General features: G+C 53.7%; 14 protein-coding genes and 1 pseudogene. 1 reads left to right on the top strand and 14 read right to left on the bottom strand.

From position 1 onward, the window contains the following. Positions 1-52: 52 nt before the first annotated feature. The 7 genes from ABD920_RS10595 to ABD920_RS10565 all read right to left on the bottom strand — a co-directional run bounded on the left by ABD920_RS10595 (position 53) and on the right by ABD920_RS10565 (position 10,610). Entirely contained in the window at positions 53-2,518 is a 2,466-nt protein-coding gene (locus ABD920_RS10595) for an alpha/beta hydrolase-fold protein (protein WP_345158871.1), read from the bottom strand. Positions 2,519-2,715: 197 nt separating this feature from the next. Then, entirely contained in the window at positions 2,716-3,222 is a 507-nt protein-coding gene (locus tag ABD920_RS10590; RefSeq protein WP_345158883.1) for a SusD/RagB family nutrient-binding outer membrane lipoprotein, read from the bottom strand. 173 nt (positions 3,223-3,395) lie between these two features. Beyond that, on the bottom strand, positions 3,396-3,914 hold the full coding sequence (locus ABD920_RS10585) for a TetR/AcrR family transcriptional regulator (protein ID WP_345158870.1): 519 nt from the start codon (positions 3,912-3,914) through the stop codon (positions 3,396-3,398). 440 nt (positions 3,915-4,354) lie between these two features. Beyond that, entirely contained in the window at positions 4,355-5,173 is an 819-nt protein-coding gene (locus ABD920_RS10580) for an HAD-IIA family hydrolase (RefSeq protein WP_345158869.1), read from the bottom strand. 290 nt (positions 5,174-5,463) lie between these two features. Next, entirely contained in the window at positions 5,464-5,904 is a 441-nt protein-coding gene (locus ABD920_RS10575; protein WP_345158868.1) for a hypothetical protein, read from the bottom strand. A gap of 41 nt (positions 5,905-5,945) precedes the next feature. Further along, a complete protein-coding gene (locus ABD920_RS10570) occupies positions 5,946-7,418 on the bottom strand; it encodes a SusD/RagB family nutrient-binding outer membrane lipoprotein (protein ID WP_345158867.1) in 1,473 nt (490 codons plus the stop codon). 33 nt (positions 7,419-7,451) lie between these two features. Then, positions 7,452-10,610: a SusC/RagA family TonB-linked outer membrane protein gene (locus tag ABD920_RS10565; protein ID WP_345158866.1), complete on the bottom strand. Its 3,159-nt coding sequence runs from the start codon at positions 10,608-10,610 to the stop codon at positions 7,452-7,454. Positions 10,611-11,071: 461 nt separating this feature from the next. Between ABD920_RS10565 and ABD920_RS10560 the strand changes: the two genes are divergently transcribed. Next, the gene (locus ABD920_RS10560; protein WP_345158865.1) at positions 11,072-12,121 is read left to right on the top strand and encodes a Hint domain-containing protein; all 1,050 of its coding nucleotides are present in this window, start codon (positions 11,072-11,074) and stop codon (positions 12,119-12,121) included. A gap of 360 nt (positions 12,122-12,481) precedes the next feature. On the opposite strand, the gene ABD920_RS10555 is transcribed toward ABD920_RS10560, so the two are convergent. From ABD920_RS10555 to ABD920_RS10525, 7 genes and pseudogenes are all read right to left on the bottom strand, one after another. Then, entirely contained in the window at positions 12,482-13,639 is a 1,158-nt protein-coding gene (locus ABD920_RS10555) for a pyridoxal phosphate-dependent aminotransferase (RefSeq protein WP_345158864.1), read from the bottom strand. Between the two features lie 114 nt (positions 13,640-13,753). After that, positions 13,754-15,343: a flavin monoamine oxidase family protein gene (locus ABD920_RS10550; protein WP_345158863.1), complete on the bottom strand. Its 1,590-nt coding sequence runs from the start codon at positions 15,341-15,343 to the stop codon at positions 13,754-13,756. Positions 15,344-16,331: 988 nt separating this feature from the next. Then, a pseudogene (locus ABD920_RS10545) lies at positions 16,332-16,688 on the bottom strand (NADPH-dependent FMN reductase); the annotation flags it as partial. A gap of 83 nt (positions 16,689-16,771) precedes the next feature. After that, a complete protein-coding gene (locus ABD920_RS10540; protein WP_345158862.1) occupies positions 16,772-17,611 on the bottom strand; it encodes a VOC family protein in 840 nt (279 codons plus the stop codon). A gap of 47 nt (positions 17,612-17,658) precedes the next feature. After that, positions 17,659-18,093, bottom strand: a complete 435-nt coding sequence (locus ABD920_RS10535; RefSeq protein ID WP_345158861.1) for a VOC family protein — start codon at positions 18,091-18,093, stop codon at positions 17,659-17,661. Between the two features lie 39 nt (positions 18,094-18,132). Continuing rightward, positions 18,133-19,014, bottom strand: a complete 882-nt coding sequence (locus ABD920_RS10530) for an SRPBCC family protein (RefSeq protein WP_345158860.1) — start codon at positions 19,012-19,014, stop codon at positions 18,133-18,135. Positions 19,015-19,295: 281 nt separating this feature from the next. Then, positions 19,296-19,958 (bottom strand): trimeric intracellular cation channel family protein, encoded by a 663-nt coding sequence (locus tag ABD920_RS10525; RefSeq protein WP_345158859.1) that lies wholly within the window; start codon positions 19,956-19,958, stop codon positions 19,296-19,298. Between the last annotated feature and the right edge of the window lie 139 nt (positions 19,959-20,097).

Raw genomic sequence — 20,097 nt, 5'->3', positions numbered from 1 at the left:
TTTAATCAAGAAGATGGCCAATTTATATATGCTGCACCACCTCCATGGAAGATTAGGGCTGCGTAACGGATTGCCCTTTTTCAATGCTCCAGTCATTGCCATAGAAGCCTGCTGTCTTCACGCCCCTGTCTCCGTCTTTCAGCATGCTGAGGGAGAAGACCATATAATCCGGGAAACCGCTACCGCCGGCAAAGTATTGGTTCGCGTCTGCGGCATGCATGCCTTTTAAGCCTGTTCCGGTAACTACAGCCACAGAGGCAACCTCGCTGTCCGCGCGGGGCCACATGAAATAGGCGCCAAAATCATCGCCTTTATATTCCTTCGCACCAACCTTTATTTTACCGCGCTGAGCCTGTATCGGGCACTTCGCCAGCAGTTTCTTCCAGGCACTGTTCGAAGAAGCGTTGCCATATAGGATAACGCCTCTGTCCTTGTAAGCAGCCGGTTTAAAATCCTTATCAGCGACAATATCTACGGCTCCGTTGCCCCTGTAGTACCACACTTCCGCATCGTAGCGCGCCTTGTTGTACGACCACTCATTCTCTGCTCTGTTCCCATCCGTGCCATATATAAACACCATCCGGTGGTTGAAGGGCTCTTTGAAGGTGCCATTGCGGCTGGTGCCTTTCTGGGTCAGCGAAGGCTTCTGCCCTGGCTGCCACTGGCTGTTTTTTTGCAGGTATAAAACCTCCCCGGGCGATTGTACCTGATGATAGAAAGGCTCCTGGCCGTCCAGTGCTATCGCTACTTTATCTCCTTTCGCAAAATCCGTGAAGGCGAAGCTCAAGGCAGCGATATTTTCTGTTTTCCCCGTAATCGTTTTCAGCTTCTTGTTTCGGTCCAGTTGAACGCGGCTGTACTGAAGCGGCTGTTGCTGTTGCAGCACTGAAACCCAGTGGTAAGTGGAAGAGATGGCCGGGTTAGCCGTGCTGAAGTTAACCCTATGCACGGCACTGTCTTCCGGGATCGTGTGCCACTTAAAATAGTCAAAAAGCGGTTTCCAGTCTACGCTTTCATTGCCGAACCAGTGCGAGCCTCCCGGGTATTCGTAGTAGCTGAAGTCTTTGTGGAACGAGGCAAGCAAGGCCCTCATCTGCCGGGCATAATCCACAGACACGACTTTGTCACTATCTCCGTGGTGTATGTACACACCGCCTGCCCCGTAATTCTCAGCCAGTTCTAGCACATTACTCGGGTTACTGGCCTGCAGCAACAGGGTTTCCACACCGGACCTGCCTGCTTCCGGGATTTTGCCGTCGGCAGAACCGTAGGCTGATAGGGTGGGATAACCGGCACAGGGTGCAATGGCGGCCCATTTCCCCGGATAGGTGGCACCCAAATACCAGGTGCCGTGCCCGCCCATCGAGTGGCCGGTGAGGTAAATCTGCTTTGGATCCGGCTTGAATTTCTCCTTGGCAATTTCAAAAACCTCCAGGGCGTCCAGCCGGCCCCAGTCTTCCCAGTTAAAGCCCCTTGGCCGGCGGTTTGTTGGTGCAACCAGCGTGCCCCAGCTTTTTGGCTGATATGCCCGTGCCTGCCCGATGGCCTCTACGCCAGCGCCATGCACCGAAAGAAATAAGGCTGAGGCGTTGTTAGCAGCAGGTTGTGCCTGCGGCGCCACGCCATAGTACTGGATGCTGCCGTCGATGTTGCTGATGAATGTGCTGCTATAATGCTCGTTCGCCTCTACGGCACTCAGCTTTACTTCCTGCGCATCCAGCACTTTTCCCTTTTGCAGCAAGCTAACGGCACAGGCGTAGTCACCTTTTTGTTTTACACCGGCCGGATCCAGTTGAAAACCCACTTTACGGGTGGTCATGGGCGGAATGGCGGGCACTGAAGTCAAAAGCTCTTTGCCTTCGAGCTTTGTCCGGAAATGCAGGTTTTTGAGCGGTTGCGCAGAGGCATTGATGACAACGACAGCGCCCCAAAGCGGTTCACGCTGACTGCCAAGCACAATGTGTGGCAAAGTAGGGTCTTCTTTGTTGATGCTGACGGGTCTGGTAGTGGGGGACAATTTCGCTGTGATCCCGCCCCAGGCAGAAAACCTGGACCCTCTTATATATAGTTCGTTGATTCCCTTTTTAAGCTGTACGGGCAGGTATAACCACCCGTCGCTGTAGATGTCGCCTGTACGCGGCTGGCCGTTAAAGTACAGCATACTGTGGCCGGCGACATTCAATAAAGCCGTTTGCTCGCGGTCAGACGCATAGGTCAGGTATAAGTAGCCGTTCGCCAGCGCTCTTCCTCTGAATTTATTGGCGCTGTCTACCACAATTTCATTCCACACAATCGCTTTTCCACTATCTCCTATAGCGAACTCCTGCCCTGCAACAGGCTTTTCCAGGCTGCCGCTGTAGAGTTGATAAGCCAGCTGATCCGTATATAGCGCCTCCCTTCCGTACTGATGGCAATCTTCTACTACCAGCCCTTTTGTAAACTGATAAGCATCCTGCGCATTCGCATAAACCGAAAATGCTAAGCATAATAAAAGGAATATTCTTTTTACGTTTGCCATTGCTCTGATCTTTAGCACGCTTTACCCGATCTTCCTGGGTTGCACTTTGAAAGCACTACCAGCAGGAAATCAGAATAAATATAAATAATAACTTCCGAACCAACAGGTTTTCCACTTAGATGCATCCCAAGCCCGCCCAGATGGCTATAAAGAAGAGAGGTTACCAGAAGACTTCCGGTAACCTCTCTCATCATAAATTAATCAACATCCCAGAATATCTTTCCAGTGCGCACGTCACCAGACCGGACATTCTGATAGTTATCCGTGTTGTAGGCCACTTCGCTGCTTGGGTAAACCAGGCGGGAAGGAGGCAGCTCGTATCCCGGTAGGGTAGCCGGAGTAAAGGTCAGCATCGGGTAATCTGTTCTTCTGTACTCTGACCAGCTCTGCACAGACTGCAGGAAGCCGAAATGCACCCGCTTCTGCATCCAGATCTTCGTCAGCTTTTCCTCCTGAGATCCGCTATAGGCTACGGCCGGGTCTTCCAGAAAAGTGCTGATCTCTTCCGCCGTGGGCGGCGGCACTTTGCCGGCAGAATTGGAGCTGGAATTATTCAGGTTGTAGTAAAAGTCGATCGACTGTTGCAACGCCTTTTCGTAGGCTTCCGCCGGGTCTCCCCCGCCCCAGCGTTCATAGGCTTCCGCTTTCAGCAAGTTAACTTCTGCTGCCGTCATCACGATGCCGGGCAGGTTGCTGTTATTCAGGAAAGTGGCCGAGTCAAGAATGGCGTAGTCCTCCCTGCGCTATTTCAGCCCCGGTTCTGGATTGCGCCTCCGCCCAAGTCAGTATATATAGAACGGCACTTATCATGAGTGGCTTAACCGTGATAGGCGCCAGGCATAGGTTTGCAAAAAACAGCTCCCTGAAAACACCTCACCTACCCATTACCCCTATACTTTTTCTTTATCAGGTCCAGCATCTTCACGAAGTGGGCCTGGTCCTCGTTGGTCAGGTAGGCTCTCCACAGGCTCTCCACCAACAGCATCAGCACCTCCGCCTCCAGGTCCGGCTCCTTGTAGCCAAGTTGACGAAACGCCTCCACCAGCTTCTGCGTGACAGAGTGGGAGTAGCGGAGGTGGTGCTTCTGCGCGATTTCCTCGTCCACCAGGCGGAACTGCATCCGCCAAAACTTTGGCTCATCCTCCACCAGTTTCAGCGGCATATCCAGCACGTTGTATATAAACCTAACAGGGTCTTTCTCTTCCACCATGCTTTTGCTTTTGTCTGTGACGCGTCTGTACCCAGCTTTCACAATAGACTCCAGCAGGTTTTCCTTACTAATGTAGTGCTTGAACACCAAGCCTTCCGACACGCCTGCCGCCTTGGCGATAAGACTCGTCGGAGTAGCCTCATACCCCTTGTCTGCGAAGAGGGTCAGGGCAGTCTCTAATATCATTTCTTTTTTCGTCTTCAGCATGTAGGTACCTCTATTATGAATGATCGCCACTTAAATACAGGAACACATAAGGGGGCAAAACGGTGGTCCACGAAGGACAAGCCCGGGCAAAGTTTATAGCGCTTTGTCTTGTCCGATCAGGATAACCCTTACACGTTAAGTAATTACTAAATATAAAGCTTATTGATTGATAAATATACTAATTAATTAAAATATATTTGGCAAAATAACAATATATAAGCAAATAATAAATGAGATTCACATCTGTTTAATATCCTAACTAAAAGGATTTAGCTTATCTCATTTACAAGAATCGTAGTTCACAGGTCTAGCTGTGGATAATTTGACGCTGCCTTTACATTGCTTTATTGAAGAGGGCGGGTATTGAAGAGGCCGGGCATCCTCCGGTGAGCGAGACTACCTTACGGAATCTTAAGTTCTTACACACCAGAAGGCAAGTATTCATTCTGCCTGTGAAGCACACTATCAAACAACTCCTCTCCGAGCAGGTCACTCACTGAACTGATGATGAAATCCGGAGAATAGGCATACTGCACGAGGTCCGTTTCCTTTGTCACGCCTGACAGGGTAAGCACCGTAGTGAAACCCATTGAACCCGCCCCCAATATGTCTGTGCTCATGGTATCTCCAATCATGATGGTTTCGGCGGTCGTCAGCTGCAGCGTTTTCCTGGCCATGCGCATCATCACAGGGCTTGGCTTGCCCACACTGAACGCCTGCTTGCCTGTGGCAAACTCCAGCATGGCAACAAAGGCGCCGCAACCCGCCCGGTATTTTCCGTTTCCGACGGGGCAGTTCGGGTCAAGGTTGGTGGCAATCAGTTTGGCACCGTTCATCACCATGTTGATCGCCTTGTCCACCGACTCGAGCATGATGGTCCTGCCTTCGCCGATAATGACGTAGTCCGGGTGCTCATCGACGATGGAATAACCTGCTTTATGCAACTCGTTGAGCAGCCCGCCTTCCCCGATCACGTAGGCAGTGCCATGCGGCTTTTTGGATGCAAGGAACCTTGCAGTTGCCATGCCGCATGTAAAGATGTCTTCATCGACCACGTTAAACCCCATTTGCCGCAGCTTGTAACAAACATCCCTGCTCGTCCGCTGGCTGTTGTTGGTGAGAAACAGGAAAGGGTAATTTTCGCTCCGCAGCTTGTCAATGAATTCTACTGCGCCTGGTATTGGCTCCTTTCCCCTATATATCACCCCATCCATATCTATTAAGAATCCCTTTTTCATAGCCTTCGTTTTTAAGTTTTTTAATTGATAACGGCCTCGCAAAGTAACCCTGCTGATCAGAAAGATTGCTGATACAGGGCCTGGCAGGCGCTGGTTCCTGAGTGAGAAGCGCCCCCTGTTATACAGACTGCGCGACCATTGCAAGTGAGGCGTTGCTTTTGAGCAGCCGCGATTGGTTTTCCTGCAAACTTACCTTGCCAGGTAAGCATACCGACCATGGGGGCAGAACCTGGGCATCCCGGTGCTTTTGCAAAACGCCGCCCTGGCCCCGCCCGCTTGGTGCCGCCTTGTTACTTTACCTGTACCCGCGACTGTTTCACAAAAGCCTGCCCTTTGTAGCTCCCGGCCCACTCCAGGTTGACCACGTTTCCCTGTAAGGGCGAAGCAAGCCCCAACTCCGGCCAGGACCTGGCCAGGTTCACCTTCCCGGAAGCGTCTGTTGTGAGGTCAGCCACCGGCACACCCTGGGCTTTGAGCTGGATCGCCAGGTTGGCCAATGGTATGGAGTCAATGCCAACCGTGTGGTCTAAAATCCCGCTCTTGTCGAGCTCATACACAGTGGCAGTCACATTCACAGCCTCATCCTGCATAAAAGAGGTTCCTTCAATGGTCACGAGCACGGGGGCCTCTACCCTGTCCAGCACCATCCCGTCTTCCTTCTCGCACCCCGCCAGCGAGAAGCTCAGGAAGAAAAGCGCAGCAAGGATCCTGTGGTTATATATGATTTTCATGTTTTCTGATTTAAATTGTTAGAAGTCCTGATCTCTTGTTGTTATTCAACCCACCACATTTTTGTTTTCATGTTGTCGGGCCCGCCGTTAAGGGCAATCCCCGCATCCAGTTGCGCCTGGTTCAGGGAATACTCCGAGGAAGGGTACTGCAGCCGGGAGGGCAGCTCGCCGTCGTTCATGAATACCGCCCGCGAGTCGTGGGGCGGAAGCACAGGGAAGCCGGTTCTCCTGTACTCTGTCCAGGCCTCTACACCCTGCCCGAAAAGCGCGATCCACTTCTGCGTCATGATGCTCTCTTTCGTGGCCGGCCCCGCCGCCCCCAGGTAACCGGCGGGCACTTCAAGGCCGTACTGCCCGAAGGAGGCCGCAATGGCCTGCTCATAGTAAGCCTGCGCATCACCTGAAATGTCCCCATCCAGAGCGGCCTCGGTAAGCACGAACAGCAGCTCCGCATAGCTCATGATGACACTTGGCGTGGAGGGCTGCAGAAAAGCAGTACCCAGCACAGAACTGGAGCTCAGGTACGTGGTGGCGATGGCATCCGGCAGGCCGTTGGCATGCCCTGCGTATTCGCCCGCCTTGTTCGGCTGGGCAAAAACCGTCAGCCGGGTATCACCCAGGGCCTGCAGCTGATCCACGAGTGTGCTGCTCATGTTCCAGTCGGTGCGGCTGCCCTGTATCATCACCTGGTGCCACTCGTTGTTGCTAGGCAGGGCGGATGTGTGCTCCAGCACGGCATAATCCTCGTTGTTCGTAAAAACGGGGTACGTCGCCGGGTCGCCCAGGATCTCCGCCATCACAGCGCGCGATTCAGCCGGCTTCTTGGCCGCCTGCCGGTTCGCCAGCTTCAGGCGCAGGGAGTTGGCGAATTTCTTCCAGCGGAGAATATCGCCGTAGAACATGACGTCGCCGGACACTTTCGGCCCGCCAACCACTAATTTCTCGTTCGCCAGCCTCAGGTCCTCCAGCAGCCCGGCATACACCTGCTCCTGCGAGTCGTACTTCGGCGTGTAAACGGGGCTCTCCGCCGTGCCCTGCAGGGCCTCACTGTACGGTATGGCGCCATACAGGTCCGTCAGCAACGAGAAAACCCAGGAGCGCATCACAAGGCCGATGCCCTCGTAGTTCGTGTTCGGGTTCCGGCCACCCGGGCCGGACTGCACCACGATCCGCTGAAAATTGAGCGCGGCATCGTTGTAAAACCCCTTCCAGTTGTTGTTATGGAAAGAGGGGTTCACACTGTAGTTGTCTCCCTCGTTTGAGTAGATGTTACGGGACAGGTACTGCATCCACAGCATGCCCCCGTCCAGGTTCAGGCGCTCGTAGCGGGCATTGTGCCCCCAGTAGCGGTCCACGCTCGACTCTATGCCATTCGGCAGCAGCACCGCCGAACTCACCTCGACGGGGTTGTTGGGGCTGATGTTCATTTCTTCGAACTTGTCTGTGCAGGCGCCTGCCAGGAAAACCCCGGCCGTCAGAAAGACGGTTTTTTTTAGTTGCTTATATATATCCATGATAAAAGACAGATTAAGTGAGTGAGGAATACTTTAGAACGCCACGTTCAGGCCGGCCCCGATGCTTCTGCTGTTAGGTAACTGGCCATAGGTGAAGCCCTGGGCATTGCCTCCGTACGCGTCGATCTCCGGGTCAATGTGCGGCGTGTTCTTGAAGAGGATCGCCAGGTTGCGGCCCACCAGCGAAATGCTGGCCGACTGCGCCCTGATGCGGCTGACCAGGGAGGCCGGAATGCTGTAGCTGATGCTTACCTCGCGCAGCTTCACATAACTGGCGTCAAAAATGGCTGACTCATGGTACGTACGGGGGTTGTTATAGCCATAGAAGGCCTTGCCGTCCGCGATCACATCATTCGGCACATATACCGGCGCCTCCGCTGAACCGATGTTCCGAACGCCCTTGCCTATGACGCCTTCCTCACGGCCTACCGCCGTCTCCGCATACTGGCCGGTCCAGCGGGCAGTACCCGTGCCTTCGTCATATATGTCCCCACCCTTTTTAACATCAACCAGCGCGCTGAGGGTAATGCCCTTGAAGGTGAAAGCGTTGGAGACGCCGCCTAACCAGTCGGGCTGTATGTTTCCGAGCACCGCCTGCCCTTCGGCGATTTTCGGCAGTCCGTTTTCATATATAACCTGCCCGTCGGGCGAGCGCTTGAAGGCGTTGCCATAGAAAGTACCGTAGGGCTGCCCCACCCGCGCCTCCGAGGACACACCCTGCCGGGTATAAAGGGTGTAGGTTGTGAGGCCCTCCGCCAGTTCCTCCACCAGGTTTCGGTTGCGGGCAAAGTTTAAGGTCACGTCCCACTTAAAGCCATTGGGCATGTCCACGGGGCTGCCGAAAAGCATCAGTTCCACGCCTTTGTTCGATACCTTGCCGGCATTCAGGATGCGCTGGTGATACCCGCTGGCCTTGGAGATCTCCACCCCCAGGATCTGGTCTTTGGTCACCTGCTCATAATAGGTGGCGTCAAGCCCGATCCTGCCGTCCAGGAACCGCAGGTCCGCCCCGATCTCGGTTCCCGTAGTTGTCTCCGGCTTCAGCGTCGCGTTGGCGATGGTTGTGTTTTCCGCAAAGCTCGGGACAGAGGCGTTCCAGGGAGACCGCGCATTAAAGATCTGTGCCAGTTGGTAGGGGTCGGCATCGTTACCGACCTGTGCCCAACTACCGCGCACCTTCGCAAAAGGGAGCGTACTGCTGTTCAGATGGAGCATCTCCGTCAGCACGGCGCTCAGCGACACGGACGGGTAGAAGAACGAGTTGTTGTTTGCCGGCAGCGTGCTCGACCAGTCGTTCCGCCCCGTCACATCCAGGAACAGGTACTCGCGGAAGCCAAACTGGGCCGACCCGAAAAGGCTTTGCACCTGCTTCTCCTCTATCGCGCTGGCGTTGATGTTGGGGCTGGCGTTATTGTTGAGGGAGTACAACCCGTCGATCACCAGCTGCTCCACCTGGGCATAGTTTCGCTTGTAGTAGTTCGATCGAAAAGCGCCTCCCCCCTGTGCGGTCACCGAGATATCAGGGCTCAGAGTGCCAGCATACGTCAGGATCAGGTCGTGGTTCGTCTCCTGGTTGCGCAGCACCTCCTCGCTGTACTGCCCTGCCCGGAAGTTGCCGTTGGAAATCCTTTCAAAGCGGCTCACGTTGATGCGGGTGTCGCTCCACAGGTCGGTGCCGCTCCTGAGCAGCAGGCTGAGCTTATCGTTGAAGGCGTAGTTTAACGCCACGCTGCCCCGTATCCTGTCCTTGTCGTTTGCGTCAGTCAGGAACTCCTGCTCATAGAAGGGATTGGTGAAGAACGTGTGCTGCCAGTTCGGCGGAAGGTCGTCCCCCTCTCTCTGGATGTGCACGGCGGCATAGTCCCTCCAGTTCTTCAGCTGGTCCCAGGAAACGTGGCGGTGCGACCATATAAACTGCTGCCCGGACTGGAAGCCCCTGTTATCAGACCCGGACTCTATATACTCTCCGCTCACGACCGCCTTCAGCTTCTGCGTCAGGTTATAGGAGGTGTTCAGGCTGATGTTGTTTCGCTTGAAGTCGTTGTTGTACATGATGCCCTTCTGGTCGAGGCGGCCCACAGACAGGCGGAAGCCCCCCTTGTCGTTGCCCCCCGTCAGGGCGATGCTGTTCACGTAGGTCTGTCCGGTCTCCCAGAACTCGTCCCAGTTGTCGGACTGCGGAACCAAAGGCGCCACATCCGCGCCGGTCCACCATTGGCGCACCAGCCTTCCGTCCAGTGGGGCTCCCCAGCTTTCGTCGGTGCCGGCAGTGCCGGTCAGCGGCGCATTAGGGCCGTAGGCATCCTGGTACTGCGCTATTTCGAGCGGATCGGTGATGGTGGCGCTGCGGCCGTTGGAGTACCAGGTGCGGTAGCCGTGGCCACCCCCATAGGTGTTCTGAAAATCGGGCTTCACCAGCGGGCGCTCGAAGGTAGCGCTCGAGCTGATCGCCAACCCGATCCCTTTGGTCCCTGAGCCGTTCTTAGTCGTGACCAGGATGACGCCGTTGGCAGCACGGGCGCCATATAGGGCTGCCGCATTTGCGCCCTTCAGCACGGACATAGAGGCGATGTCTTCCGGGTTGATCTCAGAAATACCGCCCCCGTACTTGTTCGTGCTGGATTGCTGGATGGGCACCCCGTCCACCACCACCAGGGGCTGGTTGTTGCCCGACACGGAGCTGGAGCCTCTGATGACGATGTTGGAGCCGCTCCCCGGCCCCCCGTTGCTGGAGATCTGGACCCCGGCCACCCGCCCGGAAAGGCTGTTGACCACATTAGAGGTTTTCACCTCCGCCAGCTCTTCCCCGCTTACTTCCTGCACGGTATAGCCCAAGGCCTTCTTCTCCCGCTCGATCCCGAAGGCTGTCACGACAACTTCGGACAGTTGCTTCGAGTCAGGTGCCATCACAATAGTTATTTCCGTCCTGCCGCCAACAGGCACCTCCTGTTGCAGCATGCCGATAAAAGAGAAAATAAGCGTGTTGTTCTCTCCGGAAACGGGCAGGCTGAAGTCGCCTTCCATGCCCGTGACCGTCCCTATGGTGGTTCCTTTCAGTGCGACGCTTACCCCGGGCAGCGGCAACCCATCTTCCTCAGAGGAGACCTTCCCGGTAACCACCTGATTTTGCGCTATGGCATAGCTGCTATGCAATAGCCAGATAACCATTACAGCTAGTAAAGTTTTGTTCATGTCATGAAGATTAAGAGATGAAGGATAATTATTAAAGGAGCAACTGATATACAAGCGCAGGAGAGCCAGACAAATACTATTCATAATATCCAATTACAAATAGAAAAAAATTGCCGTTGTTGTTTTATCAATATTATGAGAAGCGTTTCATATTCGCAAATTTAATTTTGATTATTTTTCAACAAACATCTACAATATTTATAAATTCAATACTTATTAGCAAGATTATTTATAGTATTTTCAAATAAATGAATCTTTTTATAATAATCCGAGTGACTGCTCACAAAATAATAATGATTGCTTAATCACCCTCTTAAAACAGATACCTAATTATGTATTTTAAATAATAAATCTTTTCTATATTAATTTTTAATACTATAAAAGCTTTTTAAATATCATATTTATACCTATTATTGATTATTATTAAAAAATTAATAATTAAAACCTAAAACATTGTAACCATGTGCACAGAAATTCACAAACTCGTTTATGTTATATTTGACAAAATCAGGGAGTCTGTCCTGCTTCGCATCTGCGTTTTAGCAGTGGGGCTTGCGGCAGTTGCTGCACCCGATAGCTTCGGGCAGGAGGAAGCGGCCCCCCTTACGCTGGAGGACTACAAGAAATTCACCTCCTATAAAATGGAGAAGCCCGAGGAAGAAACCTATGCCAAGATCGAGGGCACCTATATACTGGACCGTGAGGCAAAGCCGTATGTCTTCAACTACAGCGATGGAATTGAACGGAAAATTTACTTCTACAAAATGCTGAAAGGAGCAGCCAGGGAAGAGGTGGGGACGATGGCCATATATGCCACCCCAAAAAGCGGAAAAATGATCAAAGTCTGCATTCCTGGCGCGAAGGCAGACAAGAAAGTGTGGGATTACTATATAGATGAGCTGAAGCTGAACGGGGAGCAGGAGAAAGGGTTCCTCTCTACGTTGGCGTTCGTGCTATCAAGGGAATATTCCCGGGAGCATGCCAACGCCGGCAAAGGCACAAGCACCGTGGCAAAGGAGGACGGTGACTACGACTTCTGCTTCCCGGCCGGCGCCCTCGTGGCATTGGCCGACGGCTCAGCCAGGCCAATCGAGCAGGTAAAGGCGGGCGATAAGGTAGTGGCTTTTGACGCAGCTTCCCAGTCGAGGCGCGGAACAACCGTTACTGCCGTGCAGGCGCATTATAAGGAAGCGGGTATCGGAATCACAAAACTGGTGCTGCTGCCCACAGAGGAGGTTTATGCTTCGGCCGGTGCATGGGCGCCAGCAGCCCCTATAGAAATAGAAGCCACGGGCAACCACCCGCTTTACACGAAAGAAGGCAGGAAGGAGATGCGGCAGATAGCGGAAGGGGACATCCTCTACCACTTCGACAGCTCCCGGCATGGCTTCAGGGAATATAAAGTAGTGGCGAAAATAGAACAGGACGGGCAACTGGTAAAGCGGGTATATAACCTGGAAACTGAGGCTGGCAGCTACCTGGTAAACGGCACGGTCGTGCTGGACAAATAAACCGCCTTTCTGAGCAGCAAGCGCCTAACAGAAACGGGCCCCGGGTAAACTCCCGGGGCCCGTTTCTGTTAGAGCCAGGCCAAATCCCGCTTACCTGGAGGCGCGGAAGGTAGCCCAGGCAAGAAAGTCTTTCCCCACCAGCCACGGATCCGGCTGTGCCTCTATATAAAACTCAGCCATATAGGGAAGTTAAGGCCTGCGCAGAAAACAGTACCGCGCCTGAACACTTGCCTTCTTCGCCCGGGATAGAAGCCCTGGTAACGAGAAAGCCCTTTCCATACAATGTGGAAAGGGCTTTGCATTTACTCCCAAAATAATTCCGTTGCTAGAGAACAGGTAAGGCTGCTTTTACCGGCTGTGCTACGACAGCTGCCTGAAAGCATCCGCGAACAGCTTCATGTCATCCATAGTGCCCATGCTCACGCGGCACCACTGCTGGTCGTAAAACTCCCAGCTTCGCAGCCCCACCCCGCGCTTGAGCATTTCCTCCGTAAATTTTTTGCCGTTCATCTTAAGCGGGAACATGACAAAGTTTGTGTGGGAGTCCAGCGGCGTGTAGCCTTCCTTTTTAAGCACGTCGTACGTAAAGTCTTTCGCCTCCTTGTTTTTCTGCACGCAATATTGCGTGAACTCCTTGTCGTGCAGGCTGGCGAGGGCAGCACTGGCGGAGGTGGCGCTGACGTTGAACCCGCCGTTGGTGTATTTTCCAAGCTCCTTTATCACCTCAGGCTGTGCAATGGCATAGCCCACCCGAAGCCCGGCAAAGCCGTGCACCTTGGAGAAGGTGCGCGCCACAATCACGTTCTGGCCTTTTCGCACGCAATCTACCATGGTCTGGCTCTTTGGGTCCGCCATATAGTCTATATAGGCCTCATCGATAAAAATGGGCTTTCGCTTCGAGACGGATTCACAGAAGGAGCGAAGCTTGTCGGCCGGCGTGATGGTGCCCGTGGGGTTATTCGGGTTCACGATATATACGAGGCTGGTGGAGTCGCTCACCTTTTTCGCCATGGCGTCCAGGTCATGGGCAAAGTCCTTGGTGAGCGGCACTTTCTCCCAACCGGCGCCCACATCCACGGCAGATCGCACCAAAGAAGCGTAGGTGGGGTCGGCCGACAAGATGGAGCCGCCCTTATCGGCGTACTTCAGCGCGGCCGCCAGCAACAGGTCGCTGGAACCGGCCCCCAAAAGCACGTGCTCCTCCGACACTCCCTCCTCTTTGGCGATGGCAGCCCGCAAGGCCATGATGCGCTCCCGCGGGTAGCGGCAGCTCTCGTTCACAGCCTCCATCAGCGCCTTTTTTGCTTTTTCGGAGGGCCCGAACGGGTTCTCGTTCGAGGTAAGCCTGGCCTGCATCTTCGGCAGGTCTGCCAGTATCTTTTTCAGGTCCGCCCTCGGAGGGACGAGAAAAGAGGGCGGGGCCGCTTTCGCCAGGTTAGACACACCAGCCACATATAAGCCGGCCGTGATCAGCGCACTAGACCTGATCCAATCCCTTCTGTTCATTTCTGTTGCCATTTTAGTAAAGTTTAAAGGTTCATATTGAATAGTTAAGTTGATAGAAAGCATATGAAATCGCTCCTCGTACTGCGAGGGAGCAGCGCACGGCTGGATTGGGGCGGGCCAGGCCTCTTAGCCTTTCACCTCCGCCTGGGCCTGCTGCGTGCTCATCACGCGCGCATGCAGGTCCCGCACCGAGCGCCTCGCCGACTCGAACGCACCGGCCATCCAGGCCGTTAGATAGGACGTGTGCTCGCCGGCAAAGTAAACCGGCCCGTCGGGCTGCAGCAGCGCCGGGTAAAAGCGCTCCCTGCTGTCTGAGGTATAGGTGGCAAAGGCGCCCTGGCTGTACCGGGTCTTGTGCCAGGCCAGGGAGAAGGAGGCTTCGAACTCCTCCCAGTACTGCGGGTGTATCCTGCCCCCCTGCTCCAGGGCCAGCTTCTCGCGCGCCGCAAGCGACAGGTCGCCCACCTTCACCGCCTTCTCCCCGAAGTTATAGTAGCCGACCAGCACCCCCTTTTTGGACAGGAAGTCGTTGGAGGGATAGAATATCTGGTGAATGTCCATGTTGGTGCGGGAGATACCGCCATATATATGCTCGTCCTCCTCCCAGAACCGCCGCTTGAACTGCAACCCGATTTTGCCTGCCTCATAATAAGCGACGCTGTCGATGGCGCGCAGCACTGGGGAGGAGAAGTCGGAGGCGATGCCGGAGAGCACTGGCAGCGGGATGGTGCAGATGCAGTAGTCGCCCATTATTTCTTTCACCTTGCCAGAGCCGTTGGCATATATAACACGGGCGCCCGCGGTTGTTTTCCGGATCTCGCGCACCTCGGCCCCGTACTCGATGTCCTTCCCCACCTGGCGCTCAAAGGCATCTGATATCCTGTCCATACCGCCCACGGGCTGCATCATGGTCATTTGCTGCTCATATATATAGTCGCCGATGTTATAGAAGGAGTGCCCGATCAATCCGGACCTGATGATCTCTGACAGTTCGTAGGGGTCAGCGAGTTTGCCGGGCGCGTTGCCGGCCCCCGGCGGGGTAGTATATCCCCGGCGGGGAGTTCCCTTGTAGAGTTTATCGGGGTCCAGTTCCCCTTCCGCCCGCAGGTATTCGATCAGGACCTCCTTGTCCTCCACGGTCATGGGCCTATCCAGCGCATCCTGGTCAATGGCCTTGGCAAGCAGCTCGCTGGTATAGCCCCGCATGTCGTTGTGGATCTCCCGTATCCGGACGCGCTTGTTGGCAAGAGCGCCTTCCCCGTCGTTATATATAAAGCCGGCCTCGTTGATGTTGTTGTAGGTCTCCAGCGGCACCTTCAGTTCCCGGCAGTAGTGGAGGGAGATCTCATGCTGATGCGGTATCCGGGCGGCGCCCGCGTTAAAGTACAGGCCCTGCTCCAGCTTTGCCGTCTGTTCCTCGCCTCCTATCTCCGTTTCGCGGGTGCCTTTCCTGACGGTCCAGACGCGCCCCCCGGCGCGGCTCCTGGCTTCCAGGATGGTGCACTTATAGCCCAGCTTTTTCAGCTCGTAGGCGGCTGTCATGCCGGCAAGCCCAGCCCCCAGGATGATGATGTGCTTCCCGGTCCCTTTCCCCTCCAGGTTGAACGCCTCTGCAGGCGCAGTTTTGAGAAGCCCCAAGGCCAGCATCGCCGGGTAACTGGAGCCGGCCAACAGAGATGCCTTTGATATAAAGTCGCGACGTGATATACCTGTCATGAGCGATTATTTTGAGAGTTGAACAAATGTGTAGGTTTATGAAAAACAACGTAAATCTCAAAAGTGATTAACAACTTACTAATAATTAAGCTTATATATTGTAATATATGTAATTATGTTGGCTTATTATAAATAAATTATCATTTTTTTATTCACGAAAATAACGTGCTTGAAGCGACAGCTAAGCAATAGGACACCCCGCTCTCTGGACCTCCTGGCACAGAAAGCGTGGGTTGGTATAGGAAGCTTGTTCTGGAAGGTGACCTTCTGCGTTCACCAGTAAACTGCATGGCTTTTTACAGGCGGGTTCTGAAGCGCTTGCCGGGATGGCGCGCTGCGCAGGAAATCTATTTAAATGAATAGATTATTTTGAGTAGTCCGTATTTCCCCCGAGACATAAGAGAGGTTCGGTGACATACAGCCATGCCAGTTGATTGTAGGGTTGGGGCTGGCAATCTGAGTAACCCTGCTGGAGAAAATAGTCTCCTTTGAGACGCATTTGCAACAAGGAATAGATAGCGCTTGTGGAGCAGGTGAGGGTATGCTTCTCCTCAGAAAGAGTTAGCACCAGTTGGCTTCCGAAGAGCTTTCACGGCCCAGTGTTACTTCATGCCAGTAAAACAGCTGCGGGGGGGTAATGCAATAAGCTTTAAAATGCCTCATTCCCCACCGTTGCCTATCTCTCCAACTTATCCCGAAGCTACCGGACATATTCTCTCCTACTTTCATATAAAAGTGCTGCGTGGCACAGTGTTTTGTGGCTCTGAGATACGTATGCGCAAACTTTTTGAAATGCCACAAAAAAGGCACCCCATTCAGGAGTGTGGCCGTTGTAGCGAAGGGGCGGCGGGAAATGTGTAAAGTGAGTGGCTTTTGGATGCCGCGCAAGCAGCCTAAGGAGGCATTACCCTTCCGGTGACCCGGCACGGGGAGCAGTTTTAGGGGTAAAGCCATGGAAGGATGATATATCAAACAATAAAAAGCTACATCAGGCCAGAGCAAGTACCCGATGTTCATGTTTGAGCATTTTTTCTCCGTGCACTCGCTTCAAAGCCGCTCCCCAGCTCACCACCTGGTCCAGCATGAAATTCACCTTCTTCTCATGGAAAGCAGCAGGCTTAAAAACACTGTAGTTCTCGAAGCCTGTGAACGACGAGAGCCGCACGTCGGCAGTCTGGAACTCGGCCATCGTGTTGCGCAGGTGCTCCACAGAGCGGGAGCCGCCGGTGTTGCCGTACCTCACAAAGCCAGTAGCTTTGTTGTTCCACTCTTTGTAAAAGAAGTTGGGTGCATTCTTCAGCGCCGCCGGCACGCCGTGGTTATATTCCGGGGTAACGAACACAAAGGCGTCAAATGAGCCTGTCGGCGTAGCGTGTAATGACTATCATTGGCTACGCCATAGCGTTTGTACCTACCATTTAATCCCCTTTAGGCATTCCTTAATTGCGCTATATCCAACTTGGTCATCTTCATAAATGCTTCAACTACGCGGGGCGCTTTTTCAGGGTCACTCATCAGTTCGCCTAAAACAGCCGGAACAACTTGCCAGGACAGGCCATATCTATCCTTCAGCCAACCGCACCTGCTTTCTTGGCCTCCTTCCGTGAGCCTGCTCCAGTAATAATCGATCTCTTCCTGGGTTTCGCATGTAACGACCAGGGACACGCCCTCTGTAAAGCCGAACGAATGGGACAGCGAACTGTCCATGGCCATGAAGACTTGCTGCCCCAGTTTAAACTGGGCATGCTTTACTGTTCCCTCCACGTCGCCGTCCAGGGCATCATATCTTGATACCCCAACCACCGAAGAACCAGGGAAGATGCCTGTATAAAAAGTGATGGCTTCCTCGGCTTTACCCGCCTGTTGGTTGGTGAACATAAGAGAGGGGGTAAACTTTTGCCCCACATCTTCCAGTTTCCCCAACGATAACTGCCAGCTAACCCCAAACTTATCCTGCACCCACCCGTATTGCTCGCTCCACGGGTATTTATCCAGCGGCATCAGCACCTCGCCTCCTGCTGATAGCCTTCCCCAGGCACGCTCCATTTCAGCCGTTGTGTCACATACTGCAAAAAAAGAAACGGCGGGAGTAGGCGCAAACATAGGCCCTCCGTTCAGGGCCATGAATTTCTGTCCGGCCAACTCGAAGCTCACCACCATCGGGGACTCAGAGGTAATTCTGGAATCGTTAAAGGCGGACAGGTAAAGCCCGGCTGCTTCCTTTGCCCTGCCGTCAAACCAAAGGCAGGGGTATATCTTGTTTTTCATGGCTGATTTTTACAAGCTTACAGTGTTACTCTTTGGTCAGGCATTGCTTATTTTTGGTCACAGTTAAACATCCAGCACACCCCGAATTTGTCCCGGCAGCTGCCATAGTAGTCGCCCCAGAACATGTCCTGCAACTCCTGTTCTACTTCGCCTCCGGCCGAAAGCGCCTTGAACAGTCGCTCCGTCTCCTCCCGGGTGTCGGGTTGCAGGGTGATATAGACGTTGTTGCCCATGGTCAACCGAAATCCCATCGACTCGGGTGCGTCCGTTCCCATGATCACATGGCCGCCCAGAATAGGCAAGGCCACATTCATGACCAGGTTTTTGTCGGACTCGGCGACAGGAGGCATGCCGTCGGACGGGGGAATGTCCCCGAAGCGGGCAATCTCCCCGATGAACTCAGTGCCAAAAACAGATTTGTAGAAATGAAACGCCTCCTCGGTCTGGTTAGCGAAGTTAAGATATGTGCTTACTTTTGCCATGCTCGTAAGGTTAAGGTTGGTTAGAACTGTTTTATGCGCTCAGGCTTCGCAGATTGCTTTTAGCTTTTGCAGCGCTTTCGGCCAGGCTTCCAGAAAATATGCCTTGTGTTCCTGGTTAGCCTCCATGTCCACCGAGAGCAGCGTGTTCCCGTTTACTTCGGAAAACGTATAGTTCTCCATTGCTCCCGCCCAGCCTTCCACCTCCGCACCACTGGTAACCTCGATCCCGTTCTGTACCAGCCCCAGGTGCTCGATGCTGATAAACCGGTGCGGGATGTTCTCTTTTATCCTGCTCACCATGCCTTCTGTATGTCCGTCTTTGTCTTCTCCCAAAAACAGGATCTTGCTCCCCTTTTCCCAGGAGCCTCTGTAATGGGAAGCCGGGCTGAATGCAGCAGTCCAGGCGGCATAATGTTGCTCGTCCAGCATGGTCTGGTACACTTTCTCGGGTTTGGCGTGGATGCTTATTTCAAAGTGCAGGGACTCGAGCCGGCCTGACGCTTCCACATAGTTTTTAAAATTATCCAGAATCGCCTGCCATCCCGCCCGCTGCATTTCGGCAGGGTGGGATGGCTCCGCCTCAAAGGTTTCGGTAACGCTGGTTTCGTTACCCCGAGGCGTGAACAGCACCTGCACTTTTCTTCCGTCCTCCAGGGCATATGCTATTAGCCCGTGCGCTCTGATGTTGGTGTAGGTGCCTGTAAAATCAAACCCCATACTGCCGTCTCTGGCCTCCATCCGGGAGAGAAACTTGCCACCGACGCGTAGGTCGTTCTCCGCCCTTGGGGTGTGCCAGTTGTCAGATGCGTTATTCCATTGCGTGATGTGCCGGGGCTCCGTCCAGTATTTCCATACCTTCTCTACCGGGGCCTGAATAGTAGTTTCTAATGTGATGCTGGTAATTCCTGCTGTTGTTTCCATGTCTTAAGCGTTAATGTTTGATTATTCCCATATGGATATAACAAATATAACAGGACGAGGCCATACACAGGAGGTGCATATGTGACAAAAGAAGGGGTATATGCGACAAATTAACTGCTTGCGTAATAACTGTTTTCAAAACGGCTTCAGCGTACTGTACACCTACCCCGGTCAAAGGCAGCAGCCCCAATGAATTCCCTACGGGACGTAAGTCGATTTGGCTTCCTAAACCCTCGTAACTAATTGTATTTCGCGCACTTGGCAGCCATCGCCGGTGGTAGTCATTCCTTATCTTCCTTATTGTCGGGATCAGGATGGAGGGGCTTTAAAAACGGCAGCTGGACATGATACCTCACCGCGATAATCCTGATTGAGATCACGGTCAAGGCAGCAAGCAGTTCAGTTAAGGAGGCTGACAGGCCGGATCGGTAGCATATCATATAGACAATGCCGCCCGCAATACATGCCAGGGCATATATATCCTTCCGGAACAGCAGCGGAATCTCGTTGAGCAGGACATCCCGGATAACGCCCCCCACGGAGCCGGTGATGGCCCCCATCATGATGCACACCCAGAAGGGAAACCCGGCCTCCAGGCTTTTCCCGATCCCTACCACCGTAAACAAACCGAGCCCGATGGAGTCGAACAGAAACAAGGCCCGGCCCCATCGGAAAAGCCCGTTCCGGAACAGCAGCGTCGCCAGCAGGGCCACTCCCGTGATGATCAGATAAGTGGCGTCCTGCATCCAGAACGGGGTTACGTTGAGCAGCAGATCCCTGGTTGTCCCGCCGCCGATTGCTGTCACCAGGCCAATGACATAGGCGCCGAACCAGTCAAACTTCTTGGTTGAAGCCCACCTGATGCCGCTCACCGCAAAAGCGAAAGTCCCTAAGAGGTCTAAAATGGTTGTGAAGCCCAACGCCGAGGAGTATAGCATGATCATACCTGCCTAAAAGAATGCAGCCGTGTTGCCTGCCGCTGCCCGGGGCAGCAGCAGGCAGTCCTATTCTGCGCCGTGAAGATAAGGCAGTTGGGGCTACATAGCTAACAAACCTCCTCCGGCTGTTTCTCCTTCTCCCGCA

It is taken from the genome of Pontibacter saemangeumensis (assembly GCF_039541895.1).
Classification (GTDB): domain Bacteria; phylum Bacteroidota; class Bacteroidia; order Cytophagales; family Hymenobacteraceae; genus Pontibacter; species Pontibacter saemangeumensis.
Note: the sequence above shows the minus strand (reverse complement) of the source record. Positions and strands in the feature narration are given on the sequence as shown.

Excerpts from the sequence above, each read along its gene's own strand:
- ABD920_RS10595 (WP_345158871.1), bottom strand. The coding sequence starts at position 2,518 with ATGGCAAACGTAAAAAGAATATTCCTTTTATTATGCTTAGCATTTTCG.
- ABD920_RS10570 (WP_345158867.1), bottom strand. The coding sequence starts at position 7,418 with ATGGATATATATAAGCAACTAAAAAAAACCGTCTTTCTGACGGCCGGG.
- ABD920_RS10585 (WP_345158870.1), bottom strand. The coding sequence starts at position 3,914 with ATGATATTAGAGACTGCCCTGACCCTCTTCGCAGACAAGGGGTATGAG.
- ABD920_RS10580 (WP_345158869.1), bottom strand. The coding sequence starts at position 5,173 with ATGAAAAAGGGATTCTTAATAGATATGGATGGGGTGATATATAGGGGA.
- ABD920_RS10560 (WP_345158865.1), top strand. The coding sequence starts at position 11,072 with ATGTGCACAGAAATTCACAAACTCGTTTATGTTATATTTGACAAAATC.
- ABD920_RS10530 (WP_345158860.1), bottom strand. The coding sequence starts at position 19,014 with ATGGAAACAACAGCAGGAATTACCAGCATCACATTAGAAACTACTATT.
- ABD920_RS10565 (WP_345158866.1), bottom strand. The coding sequence starts at position 10,610 with ATGAACAAAACTTTACTAGCTGTAATGGTTATCTGGCTATTGCATAGC.
- ABD920_RS10540 (WP_345158862.1), bottom strand. The coding sequence starts at position 17,611 with ATGAAAAACAAGATATACCCCTGCCTTTGGTTTGACGGCAGGGCAAAG.
- ABD920_RS10525 (WP_345158859.1), bottom strand. The coding sequence starts at position 19,958 with ATGATCATGCTATACTCCTCGGCGTTGGGCTTCACAACCATTTTAGAC.
- ABD920_RS10550 (WP_345158863.1), bottom strand. The coding sequence starts at position 15,343 with ATGACAGGTATATCACGTCGCGACTTTATATCAAAGGCATCTCTGTTG.
- ABD920_RS10575 (WP_345158868.1), bottom strand. The coding sequence starts at position 5,904 with ATGAAAATCATATATAACCACAGGATCCTTGCTGCGCTTTTCTTCCTG.
- ABD920_RS10535 (WP_345158861.1), bottom strand. The coding sequence starts at position 18,093 with ATGGCAAAAGTAAGCACATATCTTAACTTCGCTAACCAGACCGAGGAG.
- ABD920_RS10555 (WP_345158864.1), bottom strand. The coding sequence starts at position 13,639 with ATGGCAACAGAAATGAACAGAAGGGATTGGATCAGGTCTAGTGCGCTG.